This is a genomic window from Micromonospora echinofusca (assembly GCF_900091445.1).
Lineage (GTDB): Bacteria > Actinomycetota > Actinomycetes > Mycobacteriales > Micromonosporaceae > Micromonospora > Micromonospora echinofusca.
Genome location: NZ_LT607733.1, coordinates 6,718,620 through 6,735,000, shown reverse-complemented (window position 1 = coordinate 6,735,000; position 16,381 = coordinate 6,718,620). Strand labels below are relative to the sequence as shown.

Annotated in this window: 15 protein-coding genes and 1 pseudogene; 13 read left to right on the top strand and 3 right to left on the bottom strand. The window is 73.3% G+C overall.

Going from position 1 to position 16,381, the window contains the following annotated elements:
• Positions 1–214: 214 nt before the first annotated feature.
• Both GA0070610_RS29065 and GA0070610_RS29060 read right to left on the bottom strand, forming a co-directional pair.
• Positions 215–478 (bottom strand): SCO4848 family membrane protein, encoded by a 264-nt coding sequence (locus GA0070610_RS29065; RefSeq protein WP_089002984.1) that lies wholly within the window; start codon positions 476–478, stop codon positions 215–217.
• A gap of 282 nt (positions 479–760) precedes the next feature.
• The gene (locus GA0070610_RS29060) at positions 761–1,228 is read right to left on the bottom strand and encodes a hypothetical protein (RefSeq protein WP_089002983.1); all 468 of its coding nucleotides are present in this window, start codon (positions 1,226–1,228) and stop codon (positions 761–763) included.
• Between the two features lie 288 nt (positions 1,229–1,516).
• On the opposite strand from GA0070610_RS29060, the gene GA0070610_RS29055 reads away from it, so the two are divergent.
• The 13 genes and pseudogenes from GA0070610_RS29055 to fxsT all read left to right on the top strand — a co-directional run bounded on the left by GA0070610_RS29055 (position 1,517) and on the right by fxsT (position 15,325).
• Positions 1,517–1,966: a PRC-barrel domain-containing protein gene (locus tag GA0070610_RS29055; RefSeq protein ID WP_089002982.1), complete on the top strand. Its 450-nt coding sequence runs from the start codon at positions 1,517–1,519 to the stop codon at positions 1,964–1,966.
• Between the two features lie 33 nt (positions 1,967–1,999).
• On the top strand, positions 2,000–2,176 hold the full coding sequence (locus tag GA0070610_RS30765) for a hypothetical protein (protein ID WP_157747272.1): 177 nt from the start codon (positions 2,000–2,002) through the stop codon (positions 2,174–2,176).
• An 87-nt stretch (positions 2,177–2,263) separates the two neighbouring features.
• Positions 2,264–3,322, top strand: a complete 1,059-nt coding sequence (trpS, locus tag GA0070610_RS29050; protein WP_089002981.1) for a tryptophan--tRNA ligase — start codon at positions 2,264–2,266, stop codon at positions 3,320–3,322.
• Positions 3,323–3,489: 167 nt separating this feature from the next.
• Positions 3,490–4,017 carry a DUF6244 family protein gene (locus tag GA0070610_RS29045; protein ID WP_089002980.1) on the top strand — a complete coding sequence of 176 codons (528 nt, stop codon included), beginning with the start codon at positions 3,490–3,492 and terminating at the stop codon, positions 4,015–4,017.
• A 221-nt stretch (positions 4,018–4,238) separates the two neighbouring features.
• Positions 4,239–4,660: pseudogene (locus GA0070610_RS29040) on the top strand (CdiA C-terminal domain-containing protein).
• 12 nt (positions 4,661–4,672) lie between these two features.
• Entirely contained in the window at positions 4,673–5,119 is a 447-nt protein-coding gene (locus GA0070610_RS29035) for a SitI3 family protein (protein ID WP_089002979.1), read from the top strand.
• Between the two features lie 70 nt (positions 5,120–5,189).
• On the top strand, positions 5,190–6,092 hold the full coding sequence (locus GA0070610_RS29030; RefSeq protein WP_089002978.1) for a DUF4231 domain-containing protein: 903 nt from the start codon (positions 5,190–5,192) through the stop codon (positions 6,090–6,092).
• A gap of 96 nt (positions 6,093–6,188) precedes the next feature.
• Entirely contained in the window at positions 6,189–6,362 is a 174-nt protein-coding gene (locus GA0070610_RS30760; protein ID WP_157747271.1) for a hypothetical protein, read from the top strand.
• 55 nt (positions 6,363–6,417) lie between these two features.
• Positions 6,418–8,679 (top strand): FxsB family cyclophane-forming radical SAM/SPASM peptide maturase, encoded by a 2,262-nt coding sequence (locus tag GA0070610_RS29025; protein WP_089002977.1) that lies wholly within the window; start codon positions 6,418–6,420, stop codon positions 8,677–8,679.
• A complete protein-coding gene (locus tag GA0070610_RS29020) occupies positions 8,676–9,473 on the top strand; it encodes an aminoglycoside N(3)-acetyltransferase (protein WP_392567347.1) in 798 nt (265 codons plus the stop codon). Before GA0070610_RS29025 ends, GA0070610_RS29020 begins: the two co-directional genes overlap by 4 nt.
• A 77-nt stretch (positions 9,474–9,550) precedes the next feature.
• On the top strand, positions 9,551–10,228 hold the full coding sequence (locus tag GA0070610_RS29015) for a TIR-like protein FxsC (protein WP_089002976.1): 678 nt from the start codon (positions 9,551–9,553) through the stop codon (positions 10,226–10,228).
• Positions 10,215–11,426 carry a TIR-like protein FxsC gene (locus tag GA0070610_RS29010; protein WP_231925846.1) on the top strand — a complete coding sequence of 404 codons (1,212 nt, stop codon included), beginning with the start codon at positions 10,215–10,217 and terminating at the stop codon, positions 11,424–11,426. The genes GA0070610_RS29015 and GA0070610_RS29010 overlap by 14 nt, the downstream gene beginning before the upstream one ends.
• Positions 11,423–15,325 (top strand): FxSxx-COOH system tetratricopeptide repeat protein, encoded by a 3,903-nt coding sequence (gene fxsT, locus GA0070610_RS29005; protein WP_089002975.1) that lies wholly within the window; start codon positions 11,423–11,425, stop codon positions 15,323–15,325. Before GA0070610_RS29010 ends, fxsT begins: the two co-directional genes overlap by 4 nt.
• On the opposite strand, the gene GA0070610_RS29000 is transcribed toward fxsT, so the two are convergent.
• Entirely contained in the window at positions 15,319–16,269 is a 951-nt protein-coding gene (locus GA0070610_RS29000) for an alpha/beta fold hydrolase (RefSeq protein WP_089002974.1), read from the bottom strand. The two genes, fxsT and GA0070610_RS29000, sit on opposite strands and share 7 nt — an antisense overlap.
• Positions 16,270–16,381: the final 112 nt, after the last annotated feature.

The following is a 16,381-nucleotide window of genomic DNA, read 5'->3' as shown; positions in this document are numbered from 1 at the left end:
GGCACTCCAGGACCTTCGCCCTGTTTGCCCCGTTCCGCGCTGGCAGAGAGAAAGTTACGCGTCTGCTGGTTTGAACGTCAAATCGGGGGGTAGCGGCGCCCGTCACACCATTACCGGCTCACTATCCCGCCTGTTCAGGGCCGGTGCGACAGGCCGCACGCCAGTCGGGCGGGTCCTCGCCGCCTGGCCGAAGGGCGTGGCACCCGGCGGTAGGTCAGGAAGCCGGGCCCTCGGCCCGCCGGCGGGCCACCCGCCACGCGCGGACGCCGAGCACCCCGACGGTGGTGCCGATGAGCAGGGACGCCGCGATCAGCAGGGCGTGGATCCAGAGGAAGCCGGTGGCCGGAAACTCCCCGACCGTGCCGGAGGACCAGGACCGGGGATCGTTCCAGATGGCGACCGCGAACCTCGGCCAGATCACCCAGGTCCAGACTCCGACCCCGGTGAGGAAGAGGGCCCAGCCTCGCGACAGCACCATGGCCGCCGAGTATGCCAGCGCGGCGGCGGTCAGGGATGGCGGAGTTGCCGGAAGGTGGACGCGTCGCGGTGCCAGCCGATCACCGAGCCCGGCGGGTACCTGGTGACCAGGGCCTGGTGAGGCCCGCTCGCCGGGACTGACGCCCCGCATCCGCCCCATGGACCGACGATAACGGCGGCACAACGGGACCCGTCGGGCGTTTTCTCAACTGCGGTCGACAATTCGGTTACGCGGTCCCGGAACGGGAGTCCCGCGTGATCACGGACCTCCCGGACCGCTGTCTCAGAAGCAGGTGCCGATGCCACCGATCGCCGGGTTCGCCCGCTCGTGGTAATGGATCGTGCCACCCGCGTCGGCCATGAAACCGCCCCAGATGATGCAACCACCCCTGACGTACGCCCGGGTCGGCCCGGCCGCCCAGAACCTGTCGCCGTCGTCGGTCCGGGTCGGCAGGTACTGGGCGGCGAGGTAGACCTGGGTGCGGGTCGCGGCGCCTACGTAGGCGGACTTGACGGTGACCGTGCAGCCGTAGCCGGTGACCGGGTGATACAGCAGGTAGACGGCGCCGAGCGGAGCGCCGGTCTCCGCGTGGCGGATCGGGTCCTGGTCGAGGACGCCGTAGCCGAGCCCGCAGAGCGAATGCGGCGTGACGGGGTTGACGACGGCGGCCTGCGCGGCGGCGCCGGTCCCGGCCGCGAGTCCGAGCGCGACGGCGAGCACGACCCCGGTCCGGCGAATGGTGCGGTACATCCGTGTCCCCTTTTTCTCGCTGCGGATGATGCGGGACCAGAATGGTCGGCCGCAGCGACGGAACGAATGTGCCGGATGGACACTCCCCCTTGCCGGCGAATGTGCGTGCCCACGGTTTCCGCCGCTCCCACCTGCGACCGGGACACTGCATTCATCGACGCAGGACGAATATGACGTAGTTCGCACCCGAGACGTTCCAGTGAACCAAGAATTGCCGCGTTGTTTCCCACGGACGCGGGCGGGGCACTGCCCTCCGGGACCGGCGCAGACCGTCATCGGAGGTGACCCGTGCAGCCGTCGACCTTCAACCCCTGGACCTGGCGCGACCCGTCCGCCCTCGCCGGCGGATATTCCGGCGCCAACCCCGACTCAGCCCCGCCGGACGGGCCGGAGCCCGGCGGCGACGGGCCGGACGCCCCCGGTCCCGGTACCCCACTCGACCTGGTCGGCTACCGGGTGGAGGCCACCGACGGGCGGATCGGCTCGGTCGACGAGGCCAGCGACGACACCGACGCCCGCTGGCTGGTGGTGGACACCGGGCCGTGGATCTTCGGGCGAAAGGTCCTGCTGCCCGCCGGCACGGTGACGCGGGTGGACCACCTGGACCGCACGGTCCACGTGGACCGCACCCGCGATCAGGTGAAGGACTCGCCGGCCTTCGATCCGGACGCGTACGGCGAGCCCGGCTACCGGGACCGGATCGGCGACTACTACCGGGAAAGCTACCGCCAGGGCTGAACGGGCAGGGCCGGACCCGCTACCGTGGGGAGCGTGGTCCGGCCGATCAGCTACGCGCCGGAGGCCGTCGACCCCGTCGACGGCCTCCCGCTCGGCGTCGTGACCACCTCTCCCACCCGCTCCGACGACGGCCGCGAGCGGATGATCGACGTACTTCGTGCCGGCGGACTGCGGTTCCGCGACGGCGCGCGATGGCGCTCGGCTCGCTGAGCCGACCCTGACCGACCCGGGACGACCTCCCCGGTCGACGCGCGCCCGCGCACACCTTCTTCCACCAGGCACGAAAGGCGTACCACCATGTCCGTCGCACGAATGCTCACCGGGGACCGCCCCACCGGACGGCTGCACCTCGGCCACTACGTCGGCAGCATCGCCAACCGGGTGCGGCTGCACCAGCGCTACGAGAGCTTCTTCATCATCGCCGACCTGCACATGCTCACCACCCGCAACACCCGCGAGGACATCGAGCGGGTCGCGGCGAACGCCCGGGAGATGGTCACCGACGTCCTGGCCGCCGGCGTCGACCCGGCGCGCGCCACCTTCTACCTCCAGTCGGCCATCCCGGAGGTCGGCGACCTGAACACCCTCTTCCAGAACCTGGTCACGGTGCCCCGGCTGGAGCGCGTGCCCTCGCTGAAGGAGATGGCCCGCGACGCCGGTAAGGAGGAGATGCCCTACGGCCTGCTCGGCTACCCCGTGCTCCAGGCCGCCGACATCCTCTGCGTGAAGGGGCAGGTCGTCCCGGTCGGCAAGGACAACGCGGCGCACGTGGAGGTGACCCGGGAGATCGCCCGGCGCTTCAACCACCTCTACGGGGAGGTGTTCCCCGTACCCGAGGCGATCGCGTCCGAGACGCCGACCCTGGTCGGCACGGACGGCCGGGCGAAGATGAGCAAGAGCCGGGGCAACGCGATCGCGCTCTCCGCCGACTCGGCGACGGTCCGCCGCGCGGTGATGGGCATGTACACCGATCCGAACCGGACCCGCGCCGACGTGCCCGGCACCGTCGAGGGGAACCCGGTCTTCGCGTACCACGACCTCTTCAACCCCGATCGGGCGCAGGTCGACGACCTCAAGGAGCGCTACCGGGCCGGGCGGGTCGGTGACGTGGAGGTGAAGGAGAAGCTGGCCGTCGCGCTCGACCGGTTCCTGGACCCGATCCGGGAACGCCGGGCCCGGATCGAGGCCGAACCCGGACTGGTCGACCAGTTGATCTTCGAGGGCACGGAACGGACCCGGCACGAGGTGCGGCAGACCCTCGTCGAGGTCCGCCGGGCGATGGGCCTGACCAGCGCGTACACGCAGGTGCGCCGCCGGGCCGAGCGGCGTCGCAAGGCCACCGCCACGCCGGCCTGAAGCGGTCGTACGACCGGAGCGGACGCTGCGGGAGGCGGGCCGCGTGGTGGCGGCGGGCGCGGCCCGTCCGACGCGGCCCCGCCCCACCCGAATGGCCTGGCGGGGCCGGGGCACATGTCGCTAGTTTTCTCGGTGTCCCATCGTCGTCGATCGGGGGAGTCGGCCGCGTGTCGCACATCGAGAAGATCACCGGGGAGCTGCGCGCGTTGGCGACCGGCGTCGAGAGGGCACAGGCGCTCGCGTCCGCCGCCGACAACCAGGCGCAGGAGGTGGCACTGCGCGCCGCCGGCGCCGGCTTCGCCGCCGTGGCGGCGGGCCTGACCCGCGTACGCGACGGCATCTCCGCCGTCCGGGGCGGCCTGGGCGGCCTCGCCACGACCATCGGCGAGGCCACGACGAGCACCGCCGCCGTCCCGCAGGAGGCCAGCCCACACGAGACGATCACCGGCCTGACACCCGTGCAGAACGCGTGCGACGGCATCCGCGACACCGCCGCCGCCACCATCGCGCAGGTCCGCGAGACACGACAACTCGTCACGACCGTCCTGCACGGCGGCCAACCTGGCCCCCTCGTGCAGTCCCTGGAGAGCATCACGCAGGTCCTGAGCCTGGTCGCCCAGCGCACCGCCACCGCCCGGCAGGCGGTGGAGACGGCGATCGGCGAGGCCCGGCAGCTGGGGTCGGCGGGAAACTGAGCGGGGCTGGCGGCGACACACCGAACAGCCCGGCCACCGCAGACGCCGCCCCCACCGTCGCCACGCCGGCGGACGACACCGACACCACCGACCACGGCTCCACATCCGAGGGCCCAAGGCACGAGGGCCCGACACACGAAGGCCGCACGGACAGCCCCACGCCATGGAGCAAGCCGACCACCGGCACCCCCGGCGGCACGCCGACCGGCCGACGTACCCCGATCCGGGCCAAGGAGAGACCGACGGAACGCCGCAGTCTGGAACTGGAGAACGAGGCCGCCGACCTGATCGCCGACAGGGGCTACCGGGTGCACCAGAACCCGACGAGGCAGGAGATCGTCGACGCGCAGCAGAACACCGGCGATGTCGTCGATCCGGGAAAATCGCCGGATTACCTGGTCGAAGGGCAAGTCTTCGATTGCTACGCTCCCGGTCCCACCACCTCAGTCCGTGCCATCGGAAGCGCGGTCCCGAGGAAGATCACGGACGCCCAGACGCAGCGTGTGGTGCTGAATCTCCAGGATTGGCGGGGGACCTCGCCGCGCTGCAGAAGCAGTTCGACGACTGGCCGGTACCGGCGTTGAAGGAACTGGTGGCGGTCATACGGAACGGCACGATCATCGAGATCGTCCGGCGGGACTGAGGAAGGCCGAACATGTCCATCACCTATCGACTGACGCTCGCCGGCGACATCCCGTTGGAGTTGGTGGCCGAACTCGCCGCTCCGGGCGCCGCGGAGACGCCGACGCCGGCCGGCAACCGCCTGCTCAGCGCCGACCTCAACGATGAGTGCGGCTTCGCCGTCAGCATCACGTCGGGCAGTCACGGGTACTACGAGGCGGAGGCGGACGGGGCTGTGTGGGCGTGGGAGCCGGAGAACCACGTCGACATCGGCTTCCACATGCGCAAGGAGAGGCTCAGCGACCTCGGCAGGCCGCACATGCTGCGGACCGTGGGCCGGGTGCTGGCCGACCGGCCCGAGGACGCGGCGCTGGTGCTCAACGACAACTGGTTGCTGCTGACCCGGGTCGACGGCGTGATCCGCCGGCACAACGAGGCCGACTGGTACGACGACGCGTACGACAGCTTCCTGCCCAGCTGACCCGTCGGACCGGCTCGCTCGGCCTTTCGGGCCCCCGTCGCACGGGCGCGGCCGTCCTACCATTCGGATCGTGGCGAACTTCGATGTCCCGACAGCGGTCGCGACGGTCTGGCAGCGGCAGGCGGCCTGGTCACGGGCGTCCGGCGAGGCCAAGCGCGTCATCACCCGCGCGCGCCTGACGGTCGCCGGGCTCACCGTGGGCGCCGCCGTGTGCGGCACCCTGGCCAACCAGCTCGGGTCGGCCCGTCCCGGCGTGGGCCGGGCGCTCGCCATCGTCGCGGCGGCGGCGCTGCTCGTGGTGCCGCTGGCCGCCCGGTGGGCCTCCCGCGACGCGGTGCACGCGTGGACCCGGCTCCGCTCGGTCTCCGAGGCGCTGAAGGCCGACACCTACCGCTACCTCGCCGGGGTCGCGCCGTTCCGGGGCCCGAACCGGGACGCCGTCCTGCTCGGCCGGTTCGACGCGCTCATGGACGACGCCGGCGACCTGGTCGGCCGCACCCTGGACGCGCCGCCGGCCGCCCGCCCGCTGCCGGCGGTCTCCGACGTCGCGACGTACGTGACGGAACGGGTGCAGCGGCAGGTCGACGCCTACTACCTGCCGGCCGCCCGCCGGATGGCCCGCGCCGCCAGACGGGTCCGGTACGCGGCGACGGGGCTCACGATCGCCGCCGCCGGGGTCTCCGCGACGGTCGGGGTACTCGGCGACAACCTCGGGTTCACCGCCTGGATCGGCGTCGCGGCGGCCGTGACCACCGCGCTGGTCGGCTACGGCTCCGCCCAGCAGTACGAGCAACACCAGATCGAGTACGCCCGCACCGCCGACCAGCTCACCCGGCTGCGTACGGCCCACGAGGCCGGGCTGGGCTGGGCCGACGACGACGCGTTCGTCGCCGAGGCCGAGCGGATCATCTCGCTGTCCAACGAGGGCTGGATGGCGCGGACGATCGAGCAGGATGGCGCTGCGCAGCCGTGACATCACAGGTTGTGCCATATAGCATCGTCGATAGTCGTCGTTGACCGTCGCGGTGGGCGGCCGTCCGTCCACTCCCGACTGAAATGGGGAACCGACGTGGATCGCACCGCACGCCAGCCCGATCTCAGCCCGCCGCCGCTGGACGACCTCCGGCGCACCCCGCTCGGCCGCATCCCGCTCGACCGGGCCCGTTCCGTCGCCCGCGTGACCAGCCGCAGGGAGGATCGTCCGGCCCGTGTCGACGTCGCGGCCTTCAACTCTGCGATCTGAGCCGGCCGAGCCGGGTCGCCGACCCACCGACCGGGTCGCCCCGCTGACGCAGTACGTGCTCAAGCTGGTCAGCCGCTGCGACCTCGCCTGCGACCACTGCTACGTCTACGAACACCCCGACCAGTCCTGGCGACGCCAGCCCCGGATGATGGCCCCGGCCACCGTGCGGGCCGTCGCCGAGCGGATCGCGGAGCACGCGGCGGCGCACCGGCTCGACGGCGTACGGGTGGTGCTGCACGGCGGCGAGCCGCTGCTCGCCGGTGCCGCCCGCCTCGACGCCACCGCCGCCACCCTGCGCGGCGTCATCGAGCCGGTGGCCCGGCTCGACCTGCGGATGCAGTCCAACGGTGTGCTGCTCACGCCGGCGACCTGCGAGGTCCTGGTCGCCCACGACGTCAAGGTGGGGATCTCCCTCGACGGTGACCGGGCCGCCAACGACCGGCACCGCCGGCACGCCAACGGGTCGAGCAGCCACCGGCAGGTGCTGCGCGCGCTGTCGCTGCTGCGCAGCCCCGCCTACCGCACCAGCTACGCGGGCATCCTCTGCACCGTCGACCTCGCCAACGACCCGATCCGGGTGTACGAGGCGCTGCTCGCCGAGGAGCCGCCGCACGTCGACTTCCTGCTGCCGCACGCCAACTGGGACAACCCGCCCGCCCGGCCCGACGGGCGCACCACGCCGTACGCCGACTGGCTGCTGGCGGTCCACCGGCGCTGGCTGGCCGACGGGCGGCCGGTGCCGATCCGCCTGCTGGAGTCCCTGCTCTCCACCGCGTCCGGGCACGGCAGCCGCAGCGAGGCGGTCGGCCTCAGCCCGGCCGACCTGGTCGTCGTCGAGACCGACGGCACCTTCGAGCAGGTCGACTCGCTCAAGTCCGCCTTCGACGGCGCCGCCGCCACCGGCCTGGACGTCTTCCGGCACCGGGTGGACGACGCCGCGGCCCATCCGGCGATCGCCGTACGACAGAGCGGTCTCGCCGGCCTCTGCGCGACCTGCCGCGCGTGCCCGGTGGTCCGGCACTGCGGCGGCGGCCTCTACGCCCACCGATACCGTGCCGGCAGCGGCTTCGACAACCCGTCCGCCTACTGCCCGGACCTGCTGAAACTCGTCCGGGTGGTGACGGCGGCCCCGGTCGCCGACGAGCCGACCCGGCCCGCCGACCCGCTCGACGAGCGGGTCCTCGACGACCTCGCCTCCGGCGCCGGCACCGCGGCCTCGGCGGCGCAGCTCGCCGCCGTCCACCTGGCGATGGTGCGCGCCCTGCTGGTCACGCTCAGCGAGCGGGCCGCGGGCGACCCGGTGGCGGCCGACGGGTGGCGGCTGCTGGTGCACCTCGACGACGCGCACCCCGACGCCGTCCGCGCCGTGCTGGCCCATCCCTTCGTACGCCGCTGGGCCCGGCGCTGCCGGGACGGCGCAGCCGAGCTGTCCTACCTGGCGTGCGTCGCGGCGGCCGCCGCCGTCCGCGCCGGGGTCGGGGCCGACCTGCCCGTCCCGGTGCGCGACGGGGTGGTCAGCCTGCCGACGCTCGGCGCGCTCGCCGTCGGCTGCGAGCGGGGCGTCGTCCGGCTCGTCACCGCCGACGGGGACGTCCGGCTGGCCGGGCGGCGGGTCACCGCCGACGCGGGTCACGACAACGACCCGGCCCGGGAGGACGGGCCGGACGGCTGGCTGCCGGTGCGGTCCCTGCGCGTGGGCGGGGACCGGCTGCTGCTGGAGGACACCGACCCCCACCGGGAGTGCTACGACCTGCCGGTCGAACCTCGGCTGTCCGGCGCCGCCGCGCTGCGGTGGACGCGGCAGGTGGAGCGGGCGGTGCGGCGGATCGACGCCGAGGCCCCCGGCTACGCGGCGGGGGTCCGCACCCTGCTGCGGGCCGTCGTGCCGCTGCGCGCGGCGCCGGCCGGTCGCTCCCGCAGCGCCGCCGCCGGCGCCGCCTTCGGCGCGGTGGCCGTCATGCCCGTACCCGACGACGCCACCCTCGCCGTGCTGCTGGTCCACGAGGTGCAGCACCTCAAGCTCGGCGCGGTGCGGGACGTCTGCACCCTCTTCGAGCGCGACGGGAACCGGACGCTGCGCGTGCCGTGGCGGAAGGACCCGCGCCCCCTGGCGGAGGTGCTGCACGGCGCGTACGCCCGCCTGGCGGTCGCCGACGTGTGGCGGCACCGCCCCGGCCCGGCCGCCGGGGGCCACTTCCGTCGCTACCGGGCGTGGACCGACGGGGCCCTCGACGCCCTGCTCGGCGTCGACGCGCTGACCGCCACCGGCGAGCGGTTCGTCCGGGGGATGCGCGCCACGGTGGACGGGTGGTCGTGACCGCCGGTCTGCTCCGGCGCGACCCGCTGGCGACGGACCTGCGGGCGCTGGGACTGCCGCCGGGGGCCACCGTGCTGGTGCACTGCGCCCTGTCCCGCGTCGGCCGGCTCGCGGGCGGCCCCGCCGCCCTGCTGGCCGCCCTGCGGGACGTGCTGGGCGGGTCGGGCACGGTGGTCGTACCGGCGCAGACGGCCGGGAACTCGACGACGTCGCGGCCCTTCCGGGCGGCGACCGCCGGGATGAGCGCCGCCGAGGTCGCGGCGGCCGAGGCGGCAATCGCGCCGTTCGACCCGGAGCACAGCCCCACCCAGGGCATGGGGATCTTCGCCGAGCACGTACGCCTACAGTCGGGGGCGGCGCGGAGCCGACACCCGCAGACCTCCTTCGCCGCCCTCGGCCCCGACGCGGCCCGGCTGACCGCCGTCCACGACCTCGACTGCCACCTCGGCGAACGCTCTCCGCTGGGCGCGCTCTACGCCGCCGACGCCGTGGTGCTGCTGCTCGGCGTCGACTGGTCCGTCTGCACGGCGTTCCACCTGGCCGAGTACCGGCTGCGCCGGCCGCCGGTCGACCGGGCGTACCGGTGTTACGTGCGCGACGCCGCCGGCCGGCGGGTCCGGCGCGACTTCCGGGCCCCGGACCTGCACGACACCGACTTCCCGCTGATCGGCCTGGCCCTGACGGACACCGGCGCGGTGCGGCGCGGGCGGGTCGGCGGCGCCGACTGTCGGCTCGTGGGTGTCCGGGTGGCCGTCGACTTCGCCCGGGAGTGGATGGATGAGCACCGGCGGTGACGGGCGGGGCAGCGGAGAGTTGGCTGCGCTCGATACTGTGGACGGTCGGGAGTCGCCGCACCGGTCGGGAGCCTCAGGTGGCAGAGGAAACACTCTGGGAGGACGAGAGCGCCCCCGTGTTCTTCCTCAGCTACGCCCACAAGAAGAACCAGGTCGCGGCACCCCGGGACACCAACCAGAAGGTCTTCCAGCTCTTCGTCGACCTGTCCGACCACGTCGTCGAGCTGCTCGGCCTCGGCCCTGGGCGCACGGCGGGGTTCATGGACCGGATGCTCGACGGAGGGCAGGTGTGGACCGACGACCTCGCCTTCGCCGCCGGGCACTGCCAGGTCTTCATCCCGTTGATCTCCACCCACTACCTCAACAGCGACTGGTGCGCCCGGGAGTGGGACGCGTTCACCCGCCGGCCGATCCTGACCCGGCCGGGCGCCGATCCGTCGGCGGGAGAGACGCCGGTCATTCCGGTGAACTGGTCCCTGGTGGACCGTCGCCGCCTGCCGGCGGCCGTGTCGCGGCGGCAGATGTTCACCCCCACCCGGCTGCCCCCGGAGATCGCCCCGCAATACCACGAAGAGGGCATCTACGGCCTGCTGAGCCTCGGCGACACCGGCAAGGCCGCCTACGACGCGGTGGTCTGGCGGCTGGCGCAGCGCATCGCCCGGGCCTACCAGACGCACTGGGTGCAGGCCCAGGTCCCCGCCGACGTACGGCAGTTGCGTACCACGTTCGAGGAGGGCGGACATGACGTGGTCTGACCCCGCCCCGCCCCGCGGCGCGCCCCGCCGGGAGACCTACTTCTTCCTCAGCTACGCGCACTCGGTGCCGCTGTCGGCCGGTGTCCGGCCGGACACCGACTACTGGGTCAACCGGTTCTTCAACGACCTGGCCACCGCCGTCCGGCACGCCGCCACCAGGGGCGGCGACCTCGACGCCGGCTTCTACGACGGCCAGGTCAGCCCGGGCGCCGACCTGCGGCAGACGCTCACCGACGCGCTCAGCCTCGCGCACGTCTTCGTGCCGCTGCACTCGCCGAACTACTTCCGCAACGCGTGGGCCCTGGGCGAACGCGAGTCGTTCCGCAGCCGGCTCACCCGGCTCGCCCCGGCGCAGGCCGAGCAGCACCTGGTACCGGTGCTGTGGCTGCCGCTGCCGTCCTGGGGCGACCGGCCCGAGACGACCCGGGCCCTCGACCTGGTTCCGGACGCCGGCGACCGGGCCGACTACGCCGAGAACGGGCTGCGCGCCCTCTGCAAGCTCAGCGCCTACCACGACCAGTACCTGCGAGTCCTCGGCGCACTGGCGAAGCGGATCGTCACGGTGGCGGAGAGGCAGCCGCTGGCCAGGTCCCGGGCGGCGATGCTGTCCAGCCACCCGGTGCCCGACAGCGTCGGCCCGGCGCTGGTCGTCACCACCCTCACCGACCACGCACGATGGCGGCCCTACGCGGGGCAGCACGAGCTGGCCGTGGCCGACTACGTCGCCGCGACTGCCGAGCGGCTCGGTCTGCCCACCCGGGTCGTCGACCTGGCGGCGGCCCGGGCCCTGGCGCCGCGGAGCCCCACCGTCGTGCTGGTGGACGCCGCGACCGGAGCGACCGCCGTCCGGTCGGCGCTGGACGACCTGCCCCGCTGGGTCGTGCCGCTGGTCATCGCCGCCGACCACGAGCGCGGCGAGACGGCGCCCGAGTCGGTCTCCGAGACGTTGCAGGGCGCCGGGTTCCCGCGGGTCATGCCGGTACGGGCGATCGACGAGTTCGAGCGCTGCACCCCGCTGCTGGTCACCGAGGCCCGCAAACAATTCCTCCGGTACGGCCCGGTCGACCCGCCGGACGGCCCGGTCACCCCGCGGCCCAGCCTGCGCCCGGCCCGGTCGCCCGACGGACCGACGGGGTCCGGCCCGGGCCTGCCGCCGCTGCGGCCGATCGACACGACGCGAGGGAAGGACGAGCGATGACGCCATCGCGCGAAGGGCAGGTCATCACCTTCTACTCCTACAAGGGCGGTACGGGCCGCACGATGGCGCTGGCCAACACCGCCTGGATCCTCGCCGCGAACGGCCAGCGGGTGCTCGTCGCAGACTGGGACCTGGAATCTCCCGGCCTGCACCGCTTCTACGCCCCGTTCCTCGACGCGGAGCAGGTCGCCACCACCGGCGGTGTCATGGACCTGATCCTCGACTACGAGTGGGAGAACGCCCGCCGGCGCGAGGAGACCGGCGCCGACCCCCGCCCCGGCGACTGGCACCGGGAGTACGCGCGCGTCCACCGCTACGCGTTCTCGGTGGGCTGGGAGTTCCCCGGCGGCGGCAGCCTCGACCTGCTGCTGGCCGGCCGGCACAACCCCGACTACGCGACCAGCGTGACCGGCCTCAACTGGGACAACTTCTACAACCGGCTCGGCGGCGCGCAGTTCTTCGACGCGCTGCGCGAGGACATGAAGCGGCACTACGACTACGCGCTCATCGACAGCCGCACCGGCATCAGCGACGTCGCCGAGATCTGCACCATCCACCTGCCCGACGTCCTGGTCGACTGCTTCACCCTCAGCGACCAGGGCATCGACGGTGCCGCGGCGGTGGCCGCCCGGGTCCGGGACTACGAGGGACGCCGGGCCCGCCGGGTGCTGCCCGTGCCGATGCGGGTCGACGACGGGGAGAAGAGCAAGCGCGACGCCGGGCGGTCGCTGGCCATGCAGAAGTTCACCGGCCTGCCGGGCGGCATGACCGACAGCGAGCGGCAGGCCTACTGGCTCACCGTCGAGGTGCCCTACCGCGCGTACTACGCCTACGAGGAGACGCTGGCGACCTTCGGTGACGAGCCCGGCGGGCGCACCACCCTGCTGTCGGCGTACGAGACGTTGACCAGCCACATCACCAACGGCAGGATCACCGGCCTGCCCCGGATGGACGACCAGTTGCGCCGCCGGACGGTGCAGCGCTTCGAACGCAAGCCGGCGGTCGTCGACGAGCTGATCCTGCTCCGGCACGCGCCCGAGGACCAGATCTGGGCGGAGTGGGCGCAGGCGGTGCTCAACTCCGCGGATCTCCGGGTGGTGACCGCCGTGCTGGACGGGCCGGCACCTGAGCCGACGGGCACGGCGTTCCGCGAGGTCCGGCTGGTCTCCCGGGCCTACCTGGCGGCCCAGCGCTCCCGCACCGGCCCCGAGGACCGGGCCGCGCCGAGTTGGCTGGCCGTGCACGTCGACGACACCCCGCCCGTGCCGGACGTTCCGGTCGGGAGCTGGACGTCCGTGCACGACCTCACGGCCGAGGACGCGGCGACCCACCTGCTGAAGCTGGTCGGCCGGACGGTGGTCGCGGCCGGTCTGCGCCCGGCCCGCTTCCCGGGCGTACGCGCCGGCGTGTTCAACGCGCCGGCCCGCAACGCCCGCTTCACCGGGCGCGAGGATCTGCTGCGCAGGCTCCGGGAGGAGCTGAAGGCCGCGGGCGGCGGGACGCCGGTCGCGCTGCGGGGCGGTCCCGGTCTCGGCAAGACGCAGCTCGCCATCGAGTACGCCCACCGGTTCCGGGGCGCGTACGACATCATCTGGTGGGTCGCCGCCGACCCGCCGCAGTTCGTCGACGTGCGGATGGTGGAGCTCGCCGAGGAGCTGGGCCTGCCCCAGACCACGATCCCGGAGACCAACCGGGCGCTGCGGCAGCGGCTGAGCCAGACCGAGCGCCGCGCCGACGGCAGCCCGCCGCCGCACTGGCTGCTCATCTTCGACAACGCCGACCTCTACGAGGACGTCCGGCCCTACCTGCCGCAGGGCAACGGGCACGTCCTGGTCACCACCCGCAACCCGGACTGGGGCGACCTGGCGCGGGCCGTGGACGTCGACGAGTTCGAGCGGGCGGAGAGCGTGGCGCACCTGCGCGCCCGCCTGGGCGAGCACCTGATGAGCGTCGCCGAGGCCGAGCGGGTCGCCGACGCCGTGGAGAACGTGCCGATCTTCGTCGCGACGGTCGGGGCGTGGCTGGCCGACACCCGCACGCCGGTCGACGAATATCTGGCCGGGCTGCGCCGCACCGGCCTGGAGACGGAGGTCTGGGACCTCCCGTTGCAGCGGCTGAGGGAGGGCTCCCCGGGGGCGTACCGTCTGCTTCAGCTCGCGTCGGTGCTCGCCCCGGAGATCTCCCTCGACCTGCTCTACGGCGACCAGGTGGCGCGGGTCATCGCCCCGCACGACCCGGTGGTCGCCGCGCGGGTGGCCGACCGGGTGTCCGAACGTGACATCGCGGCGACGCTGGTGCAGCGGATGAACAAGCTCGCGCTGATCAAGCTGGACCCGCACGCCCACCGGGTGCAGGTGCACCGGCTGTTGCAGACCGCCCTGCGCGCCCGGATGACCGACGACGAACTGGTCACGGCCAAGCACGAGGTGCACCAGATCCTCGCCGGATCCCGACCGCAGGGCGAGGTGGAGGACCCGACGAACCGGCAACGGTTCCGGATGCTCTGGCCGCACCTCGACGGCTCCGGCGCGATCTCCTGCGACGACGACGACGTCCGGCAGCTGGTCATCGACCGGGTCCGCTACATCTACGTCAGCGGCGGGTACGAGCAGGGCGAGCGGTACGCGCGGGAGACCGAGGCCGTCTGGTCGGCGCTGCTGGAGGAACTGCCGCCGGACGGGCCGGAGCATCGCAAGCTGCGCGTCCAACTGCTGCACCTGCGGTTCAACTGGGCGAACCTGCTGCGCAGCCTCGGGCGGTTCGAGGAGGCCTACCGGCTGGACGAGGACACCCTGCGCCAGCAGGAGGAGCTGATCGGGGACAGCCACCCGCACACGCTGATGACCGCCGGCGGCTACGGGGCGGACCTGTGCACCCTGGGTCGATACCAGGAGGCGCTGGAGCGCACCCAGCGGACGTACGCCGCGTCGGTCGAGGTCTTCGGCGAGGACCACCGCCGCACGCTGAACTCGGCGAACAACCTCGCCGCGTCGTACCGCCTGGTGGGGATGTTCGACAGGGCCCTCGACCTCGACGGGGCCACCAACCGGCGGCTACGGGTCGTGCTCGGCCCGGAGCACCCGAACACCCTGGTGTCGGCCAACAACCTCGCCCGCGACCTGCGGGAGACCGGCGACTACGAGGGTTCCGTGGCGCTGCTGCGGGAGGTGGTGACCGGCTACCGGAACCTCTTCGGCGACCACTCCCGTGCCGTGCTCACCGCGCAGGCCAACCTGGCCGTGTCGCTGCGCAGCACCGGAGACATCGCCGAGGCCGCCCAGCTGCTCGACGAGACCTACCAGCGGCTGCTGGCCACCCTCGGGCCGACCAACCCGGACACCCTGTTCAGCCGGCTCAGCCGGACGGCCAACATGATGTTGCAGGGGCAGAACGCGCAGGCCCTGACGGAGCTGAGCGAGGTGGAGCAGCAGTTCGTCCAGGTCTTCGGCGCCGAGCACCCGTACTCGCTGGTCTGCCGGATCAACCTCGGCGTGGCCCTGTGGGACGCGGGCGACACCGGCACCGGCCGGTCGCTCACCGACACGACGACGCGGACGATGCTCACCACGCTCGGCGACCGGCATCCGTTCGCCATGGCGGCGGCCAACAACGTCGCGGTCTTCACCATCCTCGCCGGGGAGCCGGAGAAGGGCCGCGACCGGCTGCGGGCCGTGGTGGAGCAGCTCACCGAGGTGCTCGGGCCCGAGCACCCCGACACGCTGCGGGCGCGGGGCAACCTGGAGACCGCCCATCAGGCGTTGTCGGGCGGGCGGGTGAGCATCGGGCGGATGCGGATCGCCGACCGGCTCGCCAACCGGGTCGGCCAGCACCATCCCAGCGTCGTGGTGTTGCGCGACGGGCGGTACGTGCGCCGGGTGCTCGACCCGCACCCCTACTGACCGGGTCGCGCGCCGATCAGCAGGTCGGCGCCGAGTGCCGCGTCGGGGTCGACGAGCCAGCGCAGGATGCGCGGCAGCTCCTCGACCGCGTCGAAGTGCGCCGCGCCGGGCTGCACCTCCATCTCGGCGCCGGGGATCTGCGCGGCCAGCCAGCGGCCGTGGCTCACCGGGGAGAAGTTGTCGTCGGCGCCGTGCCACAGCCGCACCGGCGTCGCCGAGGTGTCGATCGCCCCGAGGTCGAACCCCCAGGGGCGGCGGAAGGCCAGCACGTCGTCGATCCATCCGTACGGGCCGGAGCGGAGCGCCTCCGCGTAGGTGTCGGTGATGAGTCGCCGCAGCGCCGGGTCGTTGACCGCCCGGCGGTCCGCCGTGCTCATCTCCGTCCTCAGGTCCGCCAGGAGCAGTCGCGGGTCCGCGGCGGCCCGCTCGGCGCGCTGGCGGATCTCCTCGACGACGGCGGCCGTGTCGGGGCTGCCGACGCCGAATCCGCGGACGTTGCCGGTGTTCATGCCGTTGACCCAGTCCAGCTCGATCGCGTTCCAGGGGGCGAGACTTACCAGCACCGCCACCCGGGTCACCCGGCCGCGCAGCCGCGCGTCGGCGGCGCAGGCGAGGGCGTGCGGGCCGCCGCCGGAGCGGCCGACGACGGCGAAGTTCCGCACGCCCAGGTGGTCGGCGATCGCCTCCACGTCGCGGGCGGCGTCGGCGACGTCGCGGTCCTCGCGGCGGTCGGAGTCGCCGTAGCCGGGCCGGTCGTAGGCGATCAGCCGGACGCCCATGCGGTAGAGGACGATGCCGCGGGGCTTCGGGCCACGGCGGCTGCCGGGGGTGCCGTGGAGCAGGAAGACGGGGAAGCCATCGGGCGCGCCGGTCACCTCGTACGCCACGCGTCTGCTGTCCTCGCGTTCGGCGAAGTCGGCCCCTGGCTCGCCGTCTCGGGTCACTCCGTCCTGCCCTTCGGTGCCGCAACCAGCCAATACTCGCAACCCGGCATCGAGTAGAGACGATGTGTCCGGCGACTCCACTCAGCAATCGAGCCTAATGGTCAAGCCCGCC

Bases quoted from the DNA above. Each gene is read 5' to 3' on its own strand.
- GA0070610_RS29035 (WP_089002979.1), top strand. From the start codon at position 4,673: ATGTCCATCACCTATCGACTGACGCTCGCCGGCGACATCCCGTTGGAG.
- GA0070610_RS29065 (WP_089002984.1), bottom strand. From the start codon at position 478: ATGGTGCTGTCGCGAGGCTGGGCCCTCTTCCTCACCGGGGTCGGAGTC.
- GA0070610_RS29010 (WP_231925846.1), top strand. From the start codon at position 10,215: ATGACGTGGTCTGACCCCGCCCCGCCCCGCGGCGCGCCCCGCCGGGAG.
- fxsT (WP_089002975.1), top strand. From the start codon at position 11,423: ATGACGCCATCGCGCGAAGGGCAGGTCATCACCTTCTACTCCTACAAG.
- trpS (WP_089002981.1), top strand. From the start codon at position 2,264: ATGTCCGTCGCACGAATGCTCACCGGGGACCGCCCCACCGGACGGCTG.
- GA0070610_RS29060 (WP_089002983.1), bottom strand. From the start codon at position 1,228: ATGTACCGCACCATTCGCCGGACCGGGGTCGTGCTCGCCGTCGCGCTC.